General features: G+C 45.1%; 14 protein-coding genes. 2 read left to right on the forward strand and 12 right to left on the reverse strand.

From position 1 onward, the window contains the following. Nucleotides 1–234 precede the first annotated feature (234 nt). On the forward strand, nt 235–1,413 hold the full coding sequence (locus tag LOZ91_RS05150; RefSeq protein WP_244782758.1) for a PQQ-dependent sugar dehydrogenase: 1,179 nt from the start codon (nt 235–237) through the stop codon (nt 1,411–1,413). Between the two features lie 868 nt (nt 1,414–2,281). Here the strand turns inward: LOZ91_RS05150 and LOZ91_RS05155 are convergent. From LOZ91_RS05155 to ribF, 5 genes are all read right to left on the reverse strand, one after another. Continuing rightward, nucleotides 2,282–2,824 (reverse strand): NAD(P)H-dependent oxidoreductase, encoded by a 543-nt coding sequence (locus LOZ91_RS05155; protein WP_074383805.1) that lies wholly within the window; start codon nt 2,822–2,824, stop codon nt 2,282–2,284. 136 nt (nt 2,825–2,960) lie between these two features. Beyond that, a complete protein-coding gene (locus LOZ91_RS05160) occupies nt 2,961–3,443 on the reverse strand; it encodes a peptidylprolyl isomerase (protein WP_074383806.1) in 483 nt (160 codons plus the stop codon). Beyond that, complete coding sequence (lspA, locus tag LOZ91_RS05165) at nt 3,436–3,975, reverse strand: signal peptidase II (protein ID WP_005173413.1); 540 nt, start codon at nt 3,973–3,975, stop codon at nt 3,436–3,438. Before lspA ends, LOZ91_RS05160 begins: the two co-directional genes overlap by 8 nt. Beyond that, nucleotides 3,968–6,814, reverse strand: a complete 2,847-nt coding sequence (gene ileS, locus LOZ91_RS05170; RefSeq protein ID WP_074383808.1) for an isoleucine--tRNA ligase — start codon at nt 6,812–6,814, stop codon at nt 3,968–3,970. Before ileS ends, lspA begins: the two co-directional genes overlap by 8 nt. Nucleotides 6,815–6,878: 64 nt before the next feature. Next, on the reverse strand, nt 6,879–7,880 hold the full coding sequence (ribF, locus tag LOZ91_RS05175) for a bifunctional riboflavin kinase/FAD synthetase (protein ID WP_100354969.1): 1,002 nt from the start codon (nt 7,878–7,880) through the stop codon (nt 6,879–6,881). Nucleotides 7,881–8,123: 243 nt separating this feature from the next. On the opposite strand from ribF, the gene LOZ91_RS05180 reads away from it, so the two are divergent. Continuing rightward, nucleotides 8,124–8,687, forward strand: a complete 564-nt coding sequence (locus LOZ91_RS05180) for a 5'-nucleosidase (RefSeq protein ID WP_100357021.1) — start codon at nt 8,124–8,126, stop codon at nt 8,685–8,687. A 66-nt stretch (nt 8,688–8,753) separates the two neighbouring features. Here the strand turns inward: LOZ91_RS05180 and LOZ91_RS05185 are convergent, their stop codons facing one another. The 7 genes from LOZ91_RS05185 to argA all read right to left on the reverse strand — a co-directional run bounded on the left by LOZ91_RS05185 (nt 8,754) and on the right by argA (nt 15,475). Beyond that, nucleotides 8,754–9,374 (reverse strand): TetR family transcriptional regulator C-terminal domain-containing protein, encoded by a 621-nt coding sequence (locus LOZ91_RS05185; RefSeq protein WP_005173402.1) that lies wholly within the window; start codon nt 9,372–9,374, stop codon nt 8,754–8,756. Nucleotides 9,375–9,699: 325 nt separating this feature from the next. Beyond that, complete coding sequence (locus tag LOZ91_RS05190; protein WP_005173399.1) at nt 9,700–10,506, reverse strand: ABC transporter ATP-binding protein; 807 nt, start codon at nt 10,504–10,506, stop codon at nt 9,700–9,702. Between the two features lie 20 nt (nt 10,507–10,526). Then, nucleotides 10,527–11,342, reverse strand: coding sequence for an aliphatic sulfonate ABC transporter permease SsuC (gene ssuC, locus LOZ91_RS05195; RefSeq protein WP_100357019.1), 816 nt, complete (start codon nt 11,340–11,342; stop codon nt 10,527–10,529). Beyond that, nucleotides 11,342–12,517 (reverse strand): FMNH2-dependent alkanesulfonate monooxygenase, encoded by a 1,176-nt coding sequence (ssuD, locus tag LOZ91_RS05200; protein ID WP_159138954.1) that lies wholly within the window; start codon nt 12,515–12,517, stop codon nt 11,342–11,344. The genes ssuC and ssuD overlap by 1 nt, the downstream gene beginning before the upstream one ends. 89 nt (nt 12,518–12,606) lie before the next feature. Continuing rightward, nucleotides 12,607–12,819 carry a hypothetical protein gene (locus LOZ91_RS05205; protein WP_244782759.1) on the reverse strand — a complete coding sequence of 71 codons (213 nt, stop codon included), beginning with the start codon at nt 12,817–12,819 and terminating at the stop codon, nt 12,607–12,609. 24 nt (nt 12,820–12,843) lie between these two features. Beyond that, the gene (locus LOZ91_RS05210; RefSeq protein WP_244782760.1) at nt 12,844–13,800 is read right to left on the reverse strand and encodes a sulfonate ABC transporter substrate-binding protein; all 957 of its coding nucleotides are present in this window, start codon (nt 13,798–13,800) and stop codon (nt 12,844–12,846) included. Between the two features lie 331 nt (nt 13,801–14,131). Continuing rightward, the gene (argA, locus tag LOZ91_RS05215) at nt 14,132–15,475 is read right to left on the reverse strand and encodes an amino-acid N-acetyltransferase (RefSeq protein WP_180001720.1); all 1,344 of its coding nucleotides are present in this window, start codon (nt 15,473–15,475) and stop codon (nt 14,132–14,134) included. Nucleotides 15,476–15,551: the final 76 nt, after the last annotated feature.

Here is a 15,551-nt window from a genome sequence, read left to right on the forward strand (position 1 = left end):
TCAAGCCAAGGCTTGGGGGTGTTTTTTTGTGCGCGGGATAATATTATAAGTAGATGAAATTGGGGCAGGTATTTAGATGCTAGATCCAAAAGTAAAATCAAAGCCATTCAAATACTATAAAACGAGTCTCTGCTGTTGCTGCAAATATATCTGTTTACTTTTCTATGCTGAATTTCTGTGAAGACTTGTGTATTGTGATATTAATTTAGAGAATAAAAAAGCGTGGAGAGGATGATGGTAGCGCAATTTAAAATAAAAATTTTACTCAGTTGTTGTGCTTTGGCATTGACTGCCTGTCATGCAGAAAATTCATCTTCTAGTTCTAGTAGTGCTCAACAGGCGGCTACAGCAGCCAGCTCTCCAGACTCAGTCTCTTCGCATGTGCAAAAATATAAGGTTGAACAGGTTGCTCAATTTAATGAACCTTGGGCAATAACTACTTTGAATGATGGCCGGCTGCTGATTACTGAGCGCAAAGGAAAATTGCAGCTTTTTGATCCAAAAACCCGGAAAAAAATCGAAGTCAAAGGCATTCCTCAAGTGGCTTATGGTGGCCAAGGAGGCTTGGGTGAAGTGACTTTACATCCGGATTTTGCAAACAATCAGTGGGTCTATCTCAGCTATGCTGAACAAGGTCAGGGTGGTTATGGTGCTGTGGTGATTCGCGGCAAACTGGATTTAAATCAGGCTACCCCGCAGTTAACCCAAATTGAACGCATCTGGACTCAAGTGCCTAAATTTTCAGGGCAGGGGCATTATGGACACCGCATCGTGTTCGGGCTGGATGCGAAACTCTGGATCAGTTCAGGGGAACGTCAGCAGTTTGATCCTGCACAGGATATGCAGTCTAATGCCGGTAAAATTATTCGCCTGAATCAGGATGGTTCAATTCCTGCAGATAATCCATTTATGAATCAGGGCAAAATTGCTCAGCAGGTCTGGAGTCTTGGACATCGTAATCCTTTAGGCATGGCTTTTGATCCACAAGGACAGCTCTGGGTGATTGAAATGGGCCCCAAAGGTGGCGATGAACTCAATAAGATCAGCAAAGCTAAAAACTATGGCTATCCAGTAGTATCCAACGGAGATCACTATGATGGCAAGCCGATACCCGATCACAATACCCGTCCAGAATTTGAAGCACCCGTACTGGATTGGACACCGGTGATTTCTCCTTCAGATCTATTGTTTTATACAGGAAATGTATTCCCACAGTGGAAAAATAAAGCGATTACGACCGGTTTATCTTCCAAGGCGATTGTGATTGTAGATACCCGCCCATCTACAGCCAAAGAAGTTCAGCGTCTGGATATGAAAGAGCGGATTCGTGGGGTTGCTCAGGCACAGGATGGTACGTTGTGGGTGATTGAAGATGGTTCACGAGCTGGCCTGTTAAAGATGACAGCACCTTAGTCTGCGGCTTTAAAGCTTGTCATTTCAACACCAGAGCTTGAAAAGTAGAAGGGTGGTTTTAATCACCTGGCTTGCTAGCCTTGTTTTAATATGATCCTGATATAAAAGAAAAGGCCTCTACATACTGTAAAGGCCTTTTCCTATTCTGGCAAAGGTATAATGACTGTTATACCGATCAGCATCCTGCTCTATGAAGTTTTTTATTTTTCTTAGCAGACTTCCTGTCTGGGTGTGATCTGAATATAGCCTGAAGTAATGCCGCTCAACAGGGCTGTTTGACTGCATCACCTGTAAGTCAATGTCGACATACAAGCTCACTAAAATCGGTTAAGCGTGATGATTCAAGTAAAGCCGAGGCTATGCTTATGCCGTATTTGAGTAAAATATTATCTTGGTTAGCATCATCAAGTCATTTGAAGAGAACCACTATAAAATAATAACCACGGCATTCTATATTGAGCATTCAAAGCCTGATCTGAGCTTTGTATTTATCCGTGTGTACATATAAAGCTATTTTGCCTGTTCTGTACAAAAGTGTTTGGGGGATAGGGAAGGGAATTTGCTAGAGAGCTGCCCGTGATGTCAACTGGGGAAGCCGAATGATAGTTTGATGCATCCAGATCTTGATCCATGCCTAAAACAGAAAAGCCTCAACATCCTGTTGAGGCTTTTCTGGATTTGCTTCTCAGATCTGACTCCTGTCTAATCTGTCAACGTCCTGTCGATTTGCGCTTTTTATCGTTGTAGTATCGCTTTGCAGACTTCCTGTCTGTCTATGCACTTACTATAGCTTGGTAGAAAAATAACGCATAGTGGCTAAACTCTGCGCTCCATGTAGGCTAAAACTTACACGGCTGTCATCTAGCCATTAAGCACTGACATATTGAATCAGTCTGTCCACCACAGTTTTTAAATTTTTATTATCAAATTCATTGCCCTGGAAAGAATAATCCTGGTTACGTGCAAAAATGTCGCGAATTTCAATTACGGCATTGGTATCTACTAATCCAAGTTGAGTCCCCACTTGACGAATCTGGTCAATCGAACGTGAACCGTTGGTTGCACCATAGCCAATATAAGCTGCCGGTTTGCCTTGCCATTCTTTGCCCAAATAATCCAGCGCATTTTTCAGGGCAGGGCTGTAGCCATGATTATATTCAGGGGTAATAAAAATAAAGGCATCGCCCAGCGCAATCTTGTCTGCCCAGTCTTGCTGTTTGGGCTGATCATAAATTCCGGTTAATGGCGGATGAGCACCACTAAAAAGTGGCAGATCCCACTCTTTTAAATCAACAATTTCAATTTCGAGCGTACTAAAAGCATAGCTTTTAATTTCCTGCAGAACCCAGTGGGCCACTTTGAGTGCAGTACGCCCCTCACGTATACTGCCCACCACAATATAAATTTTCATGTTTTATCCTTTGTTCAGGTCTTATCATCAAATTAAATTAATCAGATTTCAGTGAGGTGACTAGACATGATTTGTATCCGGAATATAAAAAAGCTCCCGAAGGAGCTTTTTTAAAATCAGGCAATTAGCGGATGCTTTACATCAGTTTAATGCCTTGCTGACCGGCAGGGGTGACTTTAAAGATTTCAACTTCAAAAGTAATATTCTTGCCTGCCAATGGATGATTAAAGTCCACTTCGGTAATGTCATCATTGACTGAACGAACCACACCATACAAGGTTGCTTTGGCTTTATCTTCAAACTCGATCATGTGACCCTCGATCGGACGTTCTCCAAACTTCACCGTATCGAACTTCTGGATGTTTTCCGGATTCCACGGACCAAAAGCATCTTCCGGAGGCAGACTTACGGTACGACGGTCACCGGCACGTAAACCAAACAGTGCTTTTTCAAAGCCTGGCAATAAATTACCATCGCCAATCGTGAGGCTGACCGGGGCTTCACGGCTACGGGTATTGTCAATTTCTACGCCATTTTCGATCGCGACAGAAAAATGCAGCTCGACCTTAGAGCCGTCTGCAACCCGGGTTTCTTCATTAGGATGAATAAAATCAGTCATGTTGTGCTTGCGCCCGTTGAATTCGATATTTTTCTAAGAAAAAGGTATCAATTAGCATCAGAATAGTGCCAAGCGTGATGGCACTGTCTGCGATATTGAAAGCAGGGAAGTGGCTGTTCTGGTAATACACATGAATAAAATCGACCACATAGCCGAGACTGACCCGGTCGATTAAATTACCGATTGCACCACCCAAAATCAGGGCAATTGCTAGCGGTAAAACCTTCATGTTTTTTGGCATACGCATTAGCCAAAAAACAAAGATCACAGACACAATCCCTGCCAGTGAAGTAAAGAAATAACGTTGCCAACCACCCGCATCGGACAGAAAACTAAAGGCAGCGCCATAGTTATGCAATAGTGTCCAATTTAAAAAGGGCAGCACAGGGATAGGATCTGCATAGTTCAGATTCGTCACTGCAATCCATTTGGTCCATTGATCCAGAATGATCGCCACAATGGCCAGCCCAATCCACCATAAATTATGTGGATAGAACTGGAATAAGCCCTTTTTAGTCTGGGTATTAGGCATATTTTCTCTCTTCGCCTTGGCCTGTAGGAAGGTTAATAATACAACGGCCACAGAGTCCTGGATGTGAGCTATGTGTATTTACATCCGGAAGCACGTGCCAGCAGCGTACACATTTCTCGCCATCTGCCGCAGAGACTTTCACGTTAAGCCCTTCAAGATCTGAGGCTTCACCTTGTGTAGCCTCAAACTCGTTCACGATCACTTGCGAGGTAATCAGAACGAAGCGTAATTCATCATCGAGACGGTCAAGTACGGTTTTCAGTTCTGCTGTTGCCCACAGTTCAACTTTCGCCGACAGGTTCGAGCCGACTGTTTTGGCACCACGTGCAGTTTCAATAAACTTATTCACGGCCGACTTCACCGCAATCAGGGTTTGCCATTCTGCTTCTGAAATCACGTTGGCTGTAGACGCGACCGGAATGTCATACCATTCAGTGGTGAATACATATTTCTCTGATTGCTCAGGAATCAGTGGCCATGCTTCTTGTGCAGTAAAGCTCAGGATCGGTGCCATCCAGCGCACAAAGGCCTGTACCAGATGATACAATGCAGTTTGTGCAGAATGACGCGCTTTTGAGTCCGCTTTGGTGGTGTATTGACGGTCTTTGATGATGTCGAGGTAGAAACCACCGAGGTCGTTGATGCAGAAGTTAGTTAATGCGCTGGTCACGATATGGAAGTTCATATCTTCATAAGCTTGCTGAACGGTTTTCTGAACTTCCGCTGCACGTTGCAGGATGTATTGATCCAGTGCAATCAACTGATCGACTGGTAATGCATCTGTTGAAGGTTTGAAGCCATTCAAGTTCGCTAACAAGAAACGCAAGGTGTTACGGATACGACGATAACCATCGGATGCACGGCTAAAGATTTCTTTACCCGCGGTCATTTCATAACGGTAATCCGCAGAGGCGATCCAGAAACGCAAGCCGTCTGCCCCCATATCTTTAATGATGTCTTGCGGTGTGATTACATTACCGATTGATTTCGACATCTTACGGCCTTTTTCATCGACCACGAAACCGTGAGTCAGCAAGCCTTTATACGGTGCGCGTTCATTGATGGCAATCGAGGTCAATAACGATGACTGGAACCAGCCACGGTGCTGGTCTGAACCTTCAAGATACAAATCAGCAGGATCAGTTAAGTCTTCACGTTCACGCAGTACCGCATAATGGGTGGTACCCGAGTCGAACCAAACGTCTAGCGTATCGCGTACAGCATTGTATTGCTCCGCGTCCGCACCGATGAATTCAGATGCATCACGGTTGTACCAACCATCAATGCCTTCTTGTTCAATCAGTTTTGCTACGATTTCGATCAATTCAGGTGTACGTGGGTGCAATTCATTGGTGTCTTTATGTACGAAGAACGGAATTGGCACGCCCCAAGTACGTTGACGTGAAATACACCAGTCCGGACGACCTTCGATCATGGCCTGAATTCGGTTTTTACCCCAATCTGGAACGAATTGGATGTCATTTTCAATCGCATTCAACGCGCCCTGACGCAGGCCTTTGGCATCCATGCTGATAAACCATTGTGGTGTGGCACGGAAGATAATCGGGGTTTTATGACGCCAGCAATGTGGGTAGCTATGCTTGATTGGCTTATGCGCCCACAGCTTGTTCGCTTCACCCAGTGCCGCAATAATTTGTGGATTGGCTTTATAAATGTGTTCACCCGCAAACAGTGGCGAAGTCGGTAAATACACACCATTTCCGCCGACTGGATTGTCAACTTTCAAGTTGTACAATAAGCCCACTTTATAGTCGTCCACACCATGACCCGGAGCCGTATGTACTGCACCGGTACCACTGGTGGCAATCACGTGCTCGCCCAAAATGACCGGTACCTGACGATCGCTAATTAAAGGATGTTGCAGAACAAGGTGTTCAAGTTTGCTACCGCTAAAGCCTGCAATTACTTCGAATGAAGTAAAACCATAACGCTCAGTTGCCGATTCCACCAGATCTTTGGCAAGGATAAAGTTTTGTGCTGCTTTTTCGTCACCACGTGCTTTAACCAGTTGATACTCAATTTCGGCATGTACAGCAACGGCCTGGTTGGCAGGTAGTGTCCAAGGCGTGGTGGTCCAGATGACGATGTCTGTTGAATCACTAACAGTTACACCCAAACGTGCAGATAAATCCGCTAAATCAACCACCGTAAAACCGACATCAATGGCATCTGATTTTTTATCTTCATATTCAACTTCAGCTTCAGCCAAAGATGAACCACAGTCCAGACACCAGTTCACCGGTTTCAGACCCGGCTCGATATGACCGGCTTTGGCAATCGCACCCAATGAACGTACGATGTCCGCTTCCTGTTTGAAGTTCATGGTCAGGTAAGGGTTGTCCCAATCACCGAATACACCCATACGCACGAAGTCTTTCTTTTGCAGTTCAACTTGGGTGTAGGCATATTCACGGCAGGCTTTACGGAAGGTAGAGGCATCTACCTTGACGCCGACTTTACCGACTTTTTCTTCAACTTTCAGTTCGATTGGCAGACCGTGACAGTCCCAGCCCGGTACATAGGGTGCATCAAAACCATCCATCACGCGGCTTTTGATGATGATGTCTTTTAATACTTTATTGACCGCATGACCCAAATGGATTTGACCATTTGCATAGGGAGGGCCGTCATGAAGTACATATTTTTTCTTGCCAATACGCGACGCACGAATCTGCTGATAAATGTTGTCGGCATACCACTCTTCTAACCATTTCGCTTCACGTACTGCCAAATTTGCTTTCATTGCAAATTCAGTACCTGGGAGGTTTAGCGTGGCTTTATAGTCCACTGCATTTTCAGGAGTTTGCTTATCGCTCATGCAAGTCGTCTTCCAATCTAATCAGTTATGTTACTGACACGTTTTACAATAAAAATATGGGATATTAAAAGGGAAATGTCGGATGATTTCGACGAAACTCCAGCAGTTTCTCGACATCATCATCAATTCCGGCTTTTAGCGCTTCAAGCGAAGGATAGTCCTTTTCGCCATGTAAATAGTTTAAGAACGTCACCCGCATTAACAGGCCATACAGATTAGCAGAAACATCCGGAAAATGTACTTCTAATCGCCATTCTGGATGGGCTTGTTTGATGGCTGGGCGTGTGCCGACATGACCTGCACCAAACAGGGCAGTCGGGTCATAACCCGCAATGCCTGTTTTAGTAGCATGATCATGTTTTACTTTATCCCTGAGGGATTCAGTTTCACAGATGACTTCAACCCCATAAATGCCATTCAGACAGGGCTTATGCCGGTTTAGTCGTACATTAATGGTTGGGAAATCAATGGTTCGGCCAATCTGATCGCCGTATTGCACCCGTCCGGTAATACTATAAGGCCGGCCGAGTAATTTGGCAGCAAGGGCTAAATCGCCTGCTTGTAAAGTCTGACGAATCCGGGTTGAACTGACCCGTTCACCCTCTAAAGCAATGGTGCTTAAATTGGTGACTTGGAAACCATAATTGCGCAGGAATTCGCTATTGCCCTGACGGTTTTTACCGAAGTGAAAGTCATCACCTAAAACCAGATGCTGTGCATTGAGTTTTTCTTTTAAAATGTCGGCAAAGGCTTCTGCAGTCAGGCTGCGAAAAGTATGATCGAATTTCGCCACCGCAATATAGTCCACACCGAGTTCAGTCAGGTATTCGACTTTTTCACGTAAGGATGAAATCCGCGGTGGGGCTTCATAACCCTTAAAATATTCAAGAGGTTGCGGCTCAAAAATCATTACAACAGATTTTAAACCCTGTGCTTCAGCCACCTGTTGCAGCTGACGGATCATCGCCTGATGACCTAAATGCACGCCGTCAAAATTGCCGATCGTCAAGGCCGTTTTGGGTAGTTCAGAATGAGATGCTAAAGCATTTAGACGGAGCAGCTGCATGGGCAAATCAAGTGCTTGGAAATATCGAGAGGCTATATATTGCCATAATCTCGCCGTTTCGTCTTGTTGTTGTGTTTTTATGCAATATTTTTCTTGAAAATTCATTTTCCTGAATATCAAATCAGATTGTTTTTCGACGCTTTAAATGGATCCGATCAGCGCATTCCTGCTTTTCATTCAGCGAATTTTGCTTTCTAATGTCAGCGCTTTTCTTTGTATTTTTCTTTGTATCAGGTATTTCAAATGTCCAATCTGGCACTCATCATGGCGCTACCCAATGAATCAAAAGGCTTGTTTGAAGCTCAAGGCATAAATGTGCATTACAGCGGGATTGGTAAAGTGAACGCAGCCTTTAAAGCCTTCGAGGTGATTCAAAAAACGGGCTGCACAACCTTGCTGAATTTGGGTACAGCTGGCAGCTCGCATTTTAATGCCCATGAACTGATTGAAGTCAGTCAGTTTGTACAGCGTGATATGGATGTTTCACCACTTGGTTTTGAAGTCGGTGTAACACCCATGGATCAGGATTATCCTGCCGCGATTGAACTGGAGGCTTTCTTTGAACATTTACCCAAAGGAATTTGCGGGACAGGCGACAGTTTTGAAACCGGTAGTGCGAAAGTGCCATGTCATCTGGTCGATATGGAAGGTTATGCCCTGGCAAAAGTGTGTAAGAAGCTCGGTGTTCGCCTGATTTCAGTCAAGTATATTACGGATGGGGCCAATGAGACTGCGCATCTGGACTGGGAGGAAAACCTGTTACTGGGTGCGAAAAAGTTATTAGATTTATATCGAATGGTAAAATAAGAGAGAAGGGTAAGTTTGCTCGGCGACCATAGCAGCTATGGTCGTATGCCAATCAGAAGCGCTTGCTTATTTATCCGTACGTGGAATCACGCCGTATAACATCATATTGACCGTATGCTGGATAATGCGTTGCTGCATACTGCGGTTACGCAAGGTTTTCCCTGTCACCATTTCCATCTGGGTCGAAAAATCTGCATAGTTCTGGGTAAGGGCCCAAATATTCAGAATCAGCAATTCAGGATCGATATCTGCTGAAATCTTGCCCTGTTCCTGCCAGTTAGAAATGACTTTGGCTTTACGCTTCACCAGTTTCTTTAGCGGGCCTTTTAAAATTTCCAGTATATGCGGTGCGCCTTGGATCACCTCTAAAGCAAACAAACGAGATGCTTTAGGCTGGGTACGCGATACTTCAATTTTTTGCATTAAATAGTTGGTAATCGCTTCTTCAGGCTCAAGTTCGGCCTCAAGGGTTTGTAAAGGTGCCAGCCATTTTTGTAGAACGGTGGTCAATACCTCTACATAGAGGGCTTCTTTATTTTCATAATAATAGAAAATATTCGACTTATGCATTTCTGCAATCTGTGCAATTTCATCTAGACTTGCCCCATTAAAACCGTACAGGGAAAATACATCTAGTGCAGCATTCAGCAGCTGGTTGCGTTTTTGAGTACTCTTTTTTTGTTCCATTAGCAAATATAAAAAACAATGAAAAAATGGGAATCCTCAATTGTACGGCAAATCATCAGATTTGTGCACACAGTCCATGGCTAATTTTTTGAATAATGATGATTTATTCTCTAGATCAATATTTAAAATGGCTTAAATGCATCAAGCCAGAGCAAAAAATGCAAGTTTATGAAAATACTTAAATTATTGAAATATTTTTATTTTGAAATAGAGTCAAAAAATGAATGCTTTTATGACCCAGATTAGCCTGCAGTTTTAAATTCAGCTCAGGACTTGGCTTGAAGATGAAACCCAAAACTCGCCTATTCTGGGCTTCATCGGATATTTAGGTGGCCAAAACCGCCTGCAAGACTTGCTGTTCCAGTTCTGCAAATTTCAGACTTTTTTGCCGTGGACGGGGCAAGTCAACCCGAAACTCTTTGGCAATATGGCCCTTATCCAGCAGGATAATCCGGTCTGCCAATTGCACTGCCTCACTGACATCATGAGTCACCAGAATCGCGGTAAAGCCTTGCTCGGTCCATAAGCGTTCGATCAGGTTTTGCATCTCCAGACGTGTCAGGGCATCCAGGGCGCCGAGTGGTTCATCCAGCAGCAGAATACGGGGCTGATGCGATAATGCACGTGCTAGGGCAGTCCGTTGACGTTGACCGCCAGACAACTGTGATGGCCACAGCCCGGCTTTTTCTTTTAAGCCCACTTTTTCCAGCATGTGTGAAGCTTTGGCATGTTGCTCTTTGCCGAGGCCTAATTGTACATTCTGTTCGATGCTACGCCATGGCAGCAGGCGCGGGTCTTGAAACATCACCCGAATATCATCTGCAGTAATTCCTTCACGGATATGCCGTGCGGATTTAAACTTGATTTCGCCATAACTCTGTTTTTCCAGATCAGCAATCAGGCGCAAAAGGGTACTTTTACCACAACCACTACGACCGACAATCGCCAGAAATTCGCCCGGTTGAATATGCAGATCCAGATCTTCCAGAACTTTGACTGAACCATAAAATTTGTGCAATTGTTCAATAATGATTTCGGCACCAAGGGCTGCATTCGGATTGATATCTTTCGCAGGTTGCTCGGGTGGTGCAATCGGGTCATTGACATGACGCCCTAAACTCAGATCAGTCATTACATGCTCCTCATTTCAATTTATTTTTGATAGCCGGCATGCCAGCGCAGCAGGAATCGTTCTAAGGCGACTGCCAGCACGTCGGCCAGTTTACCGAGCAGGGCATAGAGTAAAATACCGACCAGGACGATATCCGTTTGCAGAAATTCGCGTGCATTCATGGTCATATAACCAATACCAGACTGGGCAGAAATCGTTTCAGCAACAATCAAAAGCACCCAGACCAGCCCTAGAGAAAAACGTAGTCCAACTAAAATGGAAGGCATTGCTCCCGGGAGAATAATCTCTTTATACAGCTGCCAATGCGTGAGGCCGTAGCTTTTACCCATCTCGATCAATTGTGGATCGACTGAGCGAATTCCGTGATAGGTATTGATATAAATCGGGAAAAATACCCCGATCGCGACTAAAAACAGTTTGGCGGATTCATCAATGCCGAACCAGAGAATCACCAATGGAATCAGCGCAAGCGCCGGAATGTTGCGGATCATCTGCAAGGTGGTGTCGAGCAGGGTAGAAGCAATTTTGGATGAACCATTTAACAGACCCAATAACAGGCCCAAACCACCACCGACCAATAAGCCGCTGATGGCACGTCCTGCGCTGACTTGTACATGGGTCTGGAGCTCGCCGCTGAGCAATAAATTCCAGAAGGCCAAAATCACTGCACTGGGTGCAGGCAAAATCCGGCTTTCCAGTAGACCTGTGCTGGAAGCAATTTGCCAAATGGCAATTAATACAACTGGAACCAGCCAGGGCAGCAAATGCCGCCCCAGAATTGTTCCACGTGAAACCTGCTTTTCTAAGAGGGTTTCAACGGAAACGACTTTCGACATTAAGCAGACTCCTGAATTTTCTCAGCCTGCTTGTTCTCATCCGGTGTGTAGTTATTCGCTACGATTTCACCGAATGGACCCGTCAAGTTCGGTTGAGCCAATTTTTTCTGGGTTTCCAGTGGAAGGAATGGGAACACCAGTTCAGCAAAACGGATGGATTCTTCCAGATGCGGGTAACCAGAAAAAATGAAAGTATCAATTCCTAAGTCCGCATATTCCTGAATACGTGCTGCGACAGTTTCCGGGTCACCGACCAATGCAGTCCCTGCGCCACCACGCACCAGTCCTACACCGGCCCAGAGGTTTGGCGATACTTCCAGCTTGCTACGGTCGCCGTTGTGCAATTCAGCCATACGACGCTGACCGACCGAATCCATAGATTTGAACTTGGCTTGGGCCGCTGCAATGGTGGCATCATCGACATATTGAATCAGTTCTTCTGCTGCTGCCCAAGCCTGTTCATTGGTTTCACGCACAATCACATGCAGGCGGATACCGTAGCTCAGTTCACGACCCTTAGCGGCTGCCTTGGCACGGACATTTTCAATTTTTTCTTTGACTGCTGCTGGTGGTTCACCCCAGGTCAGGTAAGTGTCCACCTGATCGGTGGCCAGCTCAACCGCATCATCTGAAGAACCACCGAACCAGAGCGGCGGATGTGGCTGTTGTACAGGTGGATAGAGGAGTTTGGCATCATCGACACTTAAGCGTTCGCCGTGGAAAGTGAAGCTTTCACCAGTATGGGAACGTTTTAAAATTTCACGCCAGATGGTGGTGTATTCAGTGGCCGTTTTATAGCGGGTTTTGTGATCTTCATAGACGCCATCACCTTTTAGTTCCTGCTCATCACCACCAGTAACTAGATTTAGCAGCACCCGGCCATTGGATAAACGGTCAAAGGTTGCAGCCATACGTGCCGCCAGCGCAGGTGTGGTCACCCCGGGACGAAGTGCCACCAGGAATTTTAGTTTTTTCGTTGCATCAATCAAACTTGCTGCTGTTAACCAAGGATCTTCACATGAACGGCCTGTGGGAATCAGGACACCTTCATAACCTAAGTTATCGACCGCAACTGCAATCTGCTTCATATAGGCATGATCGACTTGGCGTGCACCTTTGCTGGTGCCCAAGTATCGACTGTCACCATGTGTTGGGATAAACCAGAAAATTTTCATGCTCGATATCCTTAAAATTAAATTGCTCAGAAATTAATGTGGAGTAGTAGGCGACCAAATCTGTTGCTGGATGCTAATGTGATTAGGAATTAATTGAACCCGCTGGAACAGGTCAGCTTGTCATTGCGTACTACCAGCAGATTCAAGGCTGATTTCTGAAAACTCATCGCAATGCTTTGAACCTGTTGCCGTGCTGTATGTTGTGCAGCAGTGCTTCGCTGTGGCTTGTGTTTCCGGCAAGCAGTCAGAGCCAAGCTGCATAAGGCTAAACTGAGGTAGGAAACCGTTTTTAAATGACGCATCTGTATTCCCGAATTATTCTGTTGTTATTTAATAATCGCTGCATCAATATTCAGCTTTTGTGGAATCAGCTGCTGCGCATAAAACGCATTTGCCACCTGTTGCTGTTTTTGAATCACGTCAGTCGTGAGAGGTTTAACGCCAAAGCCCATACGGGAAATCGAGGTTTTTAAGACATCAACGGCCAGACCGGTCGGTTGTTGCAGAAGTTTGGCTGCTGCATCCTGGTTTTTTGCAACCCAGTCCGTGGTCAGGTTCAGTTCATTGACGACTGCCTGTACCACCTGAGGATGGCTTTCTGCAAACTTGCGATCTGCCAGATAAAATTGGTGATTGCTCACGATGTTCTCACCCGTGGCAATCACACGCGCGCCAATTTGATGTTCAGCAGCGGCAAAGAATGGATCCCAAATCACCCAAGCGTCCACTGCACCACGTTCAAAAGCTGCACGTGCATCAGAGGGTGGCAGGTAAATCACTGCAATATCGCTGAGTTTCAGATTGTTGGCTTCAAGAACTTTCAACAGTAAATAATGCACGTTGGAACCTTTGTTCAAGACCACACGTTTGCCTTTCAGATCCTGAATCGATTGAATCGGGGAGTCTTTCGGTACAATTAGGGCTTCGGCTTTAGGCGCTGGTGGCTGGTTTGCGACATAGACCAGATTTGAGTTCGCTGCCTGGGCAAAAATGGGGGGTGCTTCACCTGCTTCACCAAAAGACACGCTGCCGACATTCAGGCCTTCAAGTAACTGTGGGCCAGCCGGAAACTCCACCCATTTCACATTTACGCCTTGTTTTTTTAATGAGGCTTCTAGCGTGCCGCGTTCTTTTAAAATTGGCAGTACGCCGTATTTTTGGAAACCAATGTTTAGGGTGGTGGTATCTTCCTGTTTTGAACAGCCAGAAAGCATCATGACGCCAGCCATTGCAGTACCGAGTACCGCAGTTTTTGCTAAAAACTGAACATTAGATTGGCGCATGAAGCAAAACTCCCGAAAGTGAAAACTAGCGAATAAAACCTAGACACACGCTAATCGTTTTTGTTTTTCTAAAAAAATAACTATTCAGTAATTTCTAATGAAGAAAAAAGATAAATAAAAAAGTGCAAAACTTATGCAAAAAAGTGATTTATATGACAATAAAGATTTGCCAATAAAATTAATCAAGTTTATGAAATATATATTTATTTTTGTAAATTCAATCTGCTGATATATTTAGCTAAAAAGCAGCAATGGCATTTTAAAATTTAAATTGGAATTGTCAGATATCTTTATCTGAAATTAAGCTAAGGCACTCAAAGAAAAAGTCACTTTAAAGTGACTTTTTACAAACGATTGAATTACGTTGATAATTATAAAATGCCTGACGCGCATCCGGCAGGTCATCGACTGAAGCTGGTTCAAAGCCCTGTTCCAGAAACCAGTGCGCGGTACGCGTGGTTAAAATAAACAGCTGCTGAATCTGCATGCTTTTGGCTTTTTCTTCAAGATAATGCAAGATCTGGCTACCGCGATTGGACTGGCGATAACTTGGATGCACTGCGACACAGGCAATTTCTGCAGAACGTAATTCATCGCCCGTGGTCGGAATCGGGTAAAGGGCTGCACAGGCCAGAATCATGCCATCCCGTTCAATCACGGCAAACTGGTTAATTTCATTTTCCAGACGTTCACGGGAACGATAGACCAGAATCCCTTCTTCTTCTAATGGACGCAGCAAGCCGATCAGGCCACCGACATCCTGAATATCTGCCATTCGCACTTCTTCATAATGCGCGTCAGTGACCAAGGTGCCAGAACCATCACGGGTAAACAGCTCTTCAAGTAGCGCACCATCATAGGCATAGGAAATCAGGTGCACCCGATGTACGCCGTTCATGGAGGCCTCTTGTGCTGCCTTAAGTTGCAAGCCTCTTTCAAGCCCATCTTGTTCTGCCGGAATATAGTCATCCAGCTGTTGCGGGGTGACTTCGCGTTTGAGCTGGCCGTTACTGTCCATTAAACCATGCTGCTTGCCCAGAAAAATCAGCTTATCTGCCTTCAGTCGAATCGCAGTTTTGGTCGCAACTTCTTCAGCCAATAGATTAAAAACTTCGCCGGTGGTGGAATAACCAGTCGGGCCAAGCACCACAATATTATGGCTGTCCAGATGTCGCTGAATCGCATCGGTATCGACCGCGCGGACTTCACCAGTGAGCTGAAAATCTATGCCATCACGAATGCCATAAGGTTTGGCCGTCACAAAATTTCCTGAAACCGTATCAATACGGGCACCATACATCGGTGAGTTGGCCAGTCCCATAGACAGCAGGGCTTCAATTTGCAGACGAATCGAACCGACCGCATTCATCACACAGCTTAAGGATTCACGGGTGGTTACCCGGCGCTGCTGATGAAAGGGCGTACTGATCTGGCTCTGCGCCAGATTCTGGTTAATTTGCGGACGCGCACCATGTACCAGAATCAGCCGAATGCCCAAAGAGTGCAATAAGGCGATATCGTGAATGATATGTTGAAAATTGTCATTTAAGACCGCTTCACCATCAAACATGATCACAAAGGTTTTGTTGCGGTGCGCATTGATATAAGGCGCAGAATGGCGAAACCAGTGCACATATTGCAATGTTGTGCTGTGTGAGGTTTCTGCTGAAGTCATGCCTGTGCCTATTTCAATGATTGAAGATCCAGCTTTGATTCTAATGAAAAAAAACGCAAGTGGAAGTGCAGAAATA

Source organism: Acinetobacter sp. F-1, assembly GCF_022869025.1.
Lineage (GTDB): Bacteria > Pseudomonadota > Gammaproteobacteria > Pseudomonadales > Moraxellaceae > Acinetobacter > Acinetobacter pseudolwoffii.

Coding starts and splice junctions, on each gene's coding strand:
- LOZ91_RS05150 (WP_244782758.1), top strand. CDS start 235: ATGGTAGCGCAATTTAAAATAAAAATTTTACTCAGTTGTTGTGCTTTG.
- LOZ91_RS05155 (WP_074383805.1), bottom strand. CDS start 2,824: ATGAAAATTTATATTGTGGTGGGCAGTATACGTGAGGGGCGTACTGCA.
- LOZ91_RS05160 (WP_074383806.1), bottom strand. CDS start 3,443: ATGACTGATTTTATTCATCCTAATGAAGAAACCCGGGTTGCAGACGGC.
- lspA (WP_005173413.1), bottom strand. CDS start 3,975: ATGCCTAATACCCAGACTAAAAAGGGCTTATTCCAGTTCTATCCACAT.
- ileS (WP_074383808.1), bottom strand. CDS start 6,814: ATGAGCGATAAGCAAACTCCTGAAAATGCAGTGGACTATAAAGCCACG.
- ribF (WP_100354969.1), bottom strand. CDS start 7,880: ATGCAGCTGCTCCGTCTAAATGCTTTAGCATCTCATTCTGAACTACCC.
- LOZ91_RS05180 (WP_100357021.1), top strand. CDS start 8,124: ATGTCCAATCTGGCACTCATCATGGCGCTACCCAATGAATCAAAAGGC.
- LOZ91_RS05185 (WP_005173402.1), bottom strand. CDS start 9,374: ATGGAACAAAAAAAGAGTACTCAAAAACGCAACCAGCTGCTGAATGCT.
- LOZ91_RS05190 (WP_005173399.1), bottom strand. CDS start 10,506: ATGACTGATCTGAGTTTAGGGCGTCATGTCAATGACCCGATTGCACCA.
- ssuC (WP_100357019.1), bottom strand. CDS start 11,342: ATGTCGAAAGTCGTTTCCGTTGAAACCCTCTTAGAAAAGCAGGTTTCA.
- ssuD (WP_159138954.1), bottom strand. CDS start 12,517: ATGAAAATTTTCTGGTTTATCCCAACACATGGTGACAGTCGATACTTG.
- LOZ91_RS05205 (WP_244782759.1), bottom strand. CDS start 12,819: ATGCGTCATTTAAAAACGGTTTCCTACCTCAGTTTAGCCTTATGCAGC.
- LOZ91_RS05210 (WP_244782760.1), bottom strand. CDS start 13,800: ATGCGCCAATCTAATGTTCAGTTTTTAGCAAAAACTGCGGTACTCGGT.
- argA (WP_180001720.1), bottom strand. CDS start 15,475: ATGACTTCAGCAGAAACCTCACACAGCACAACATTGCAATATGTGCAC.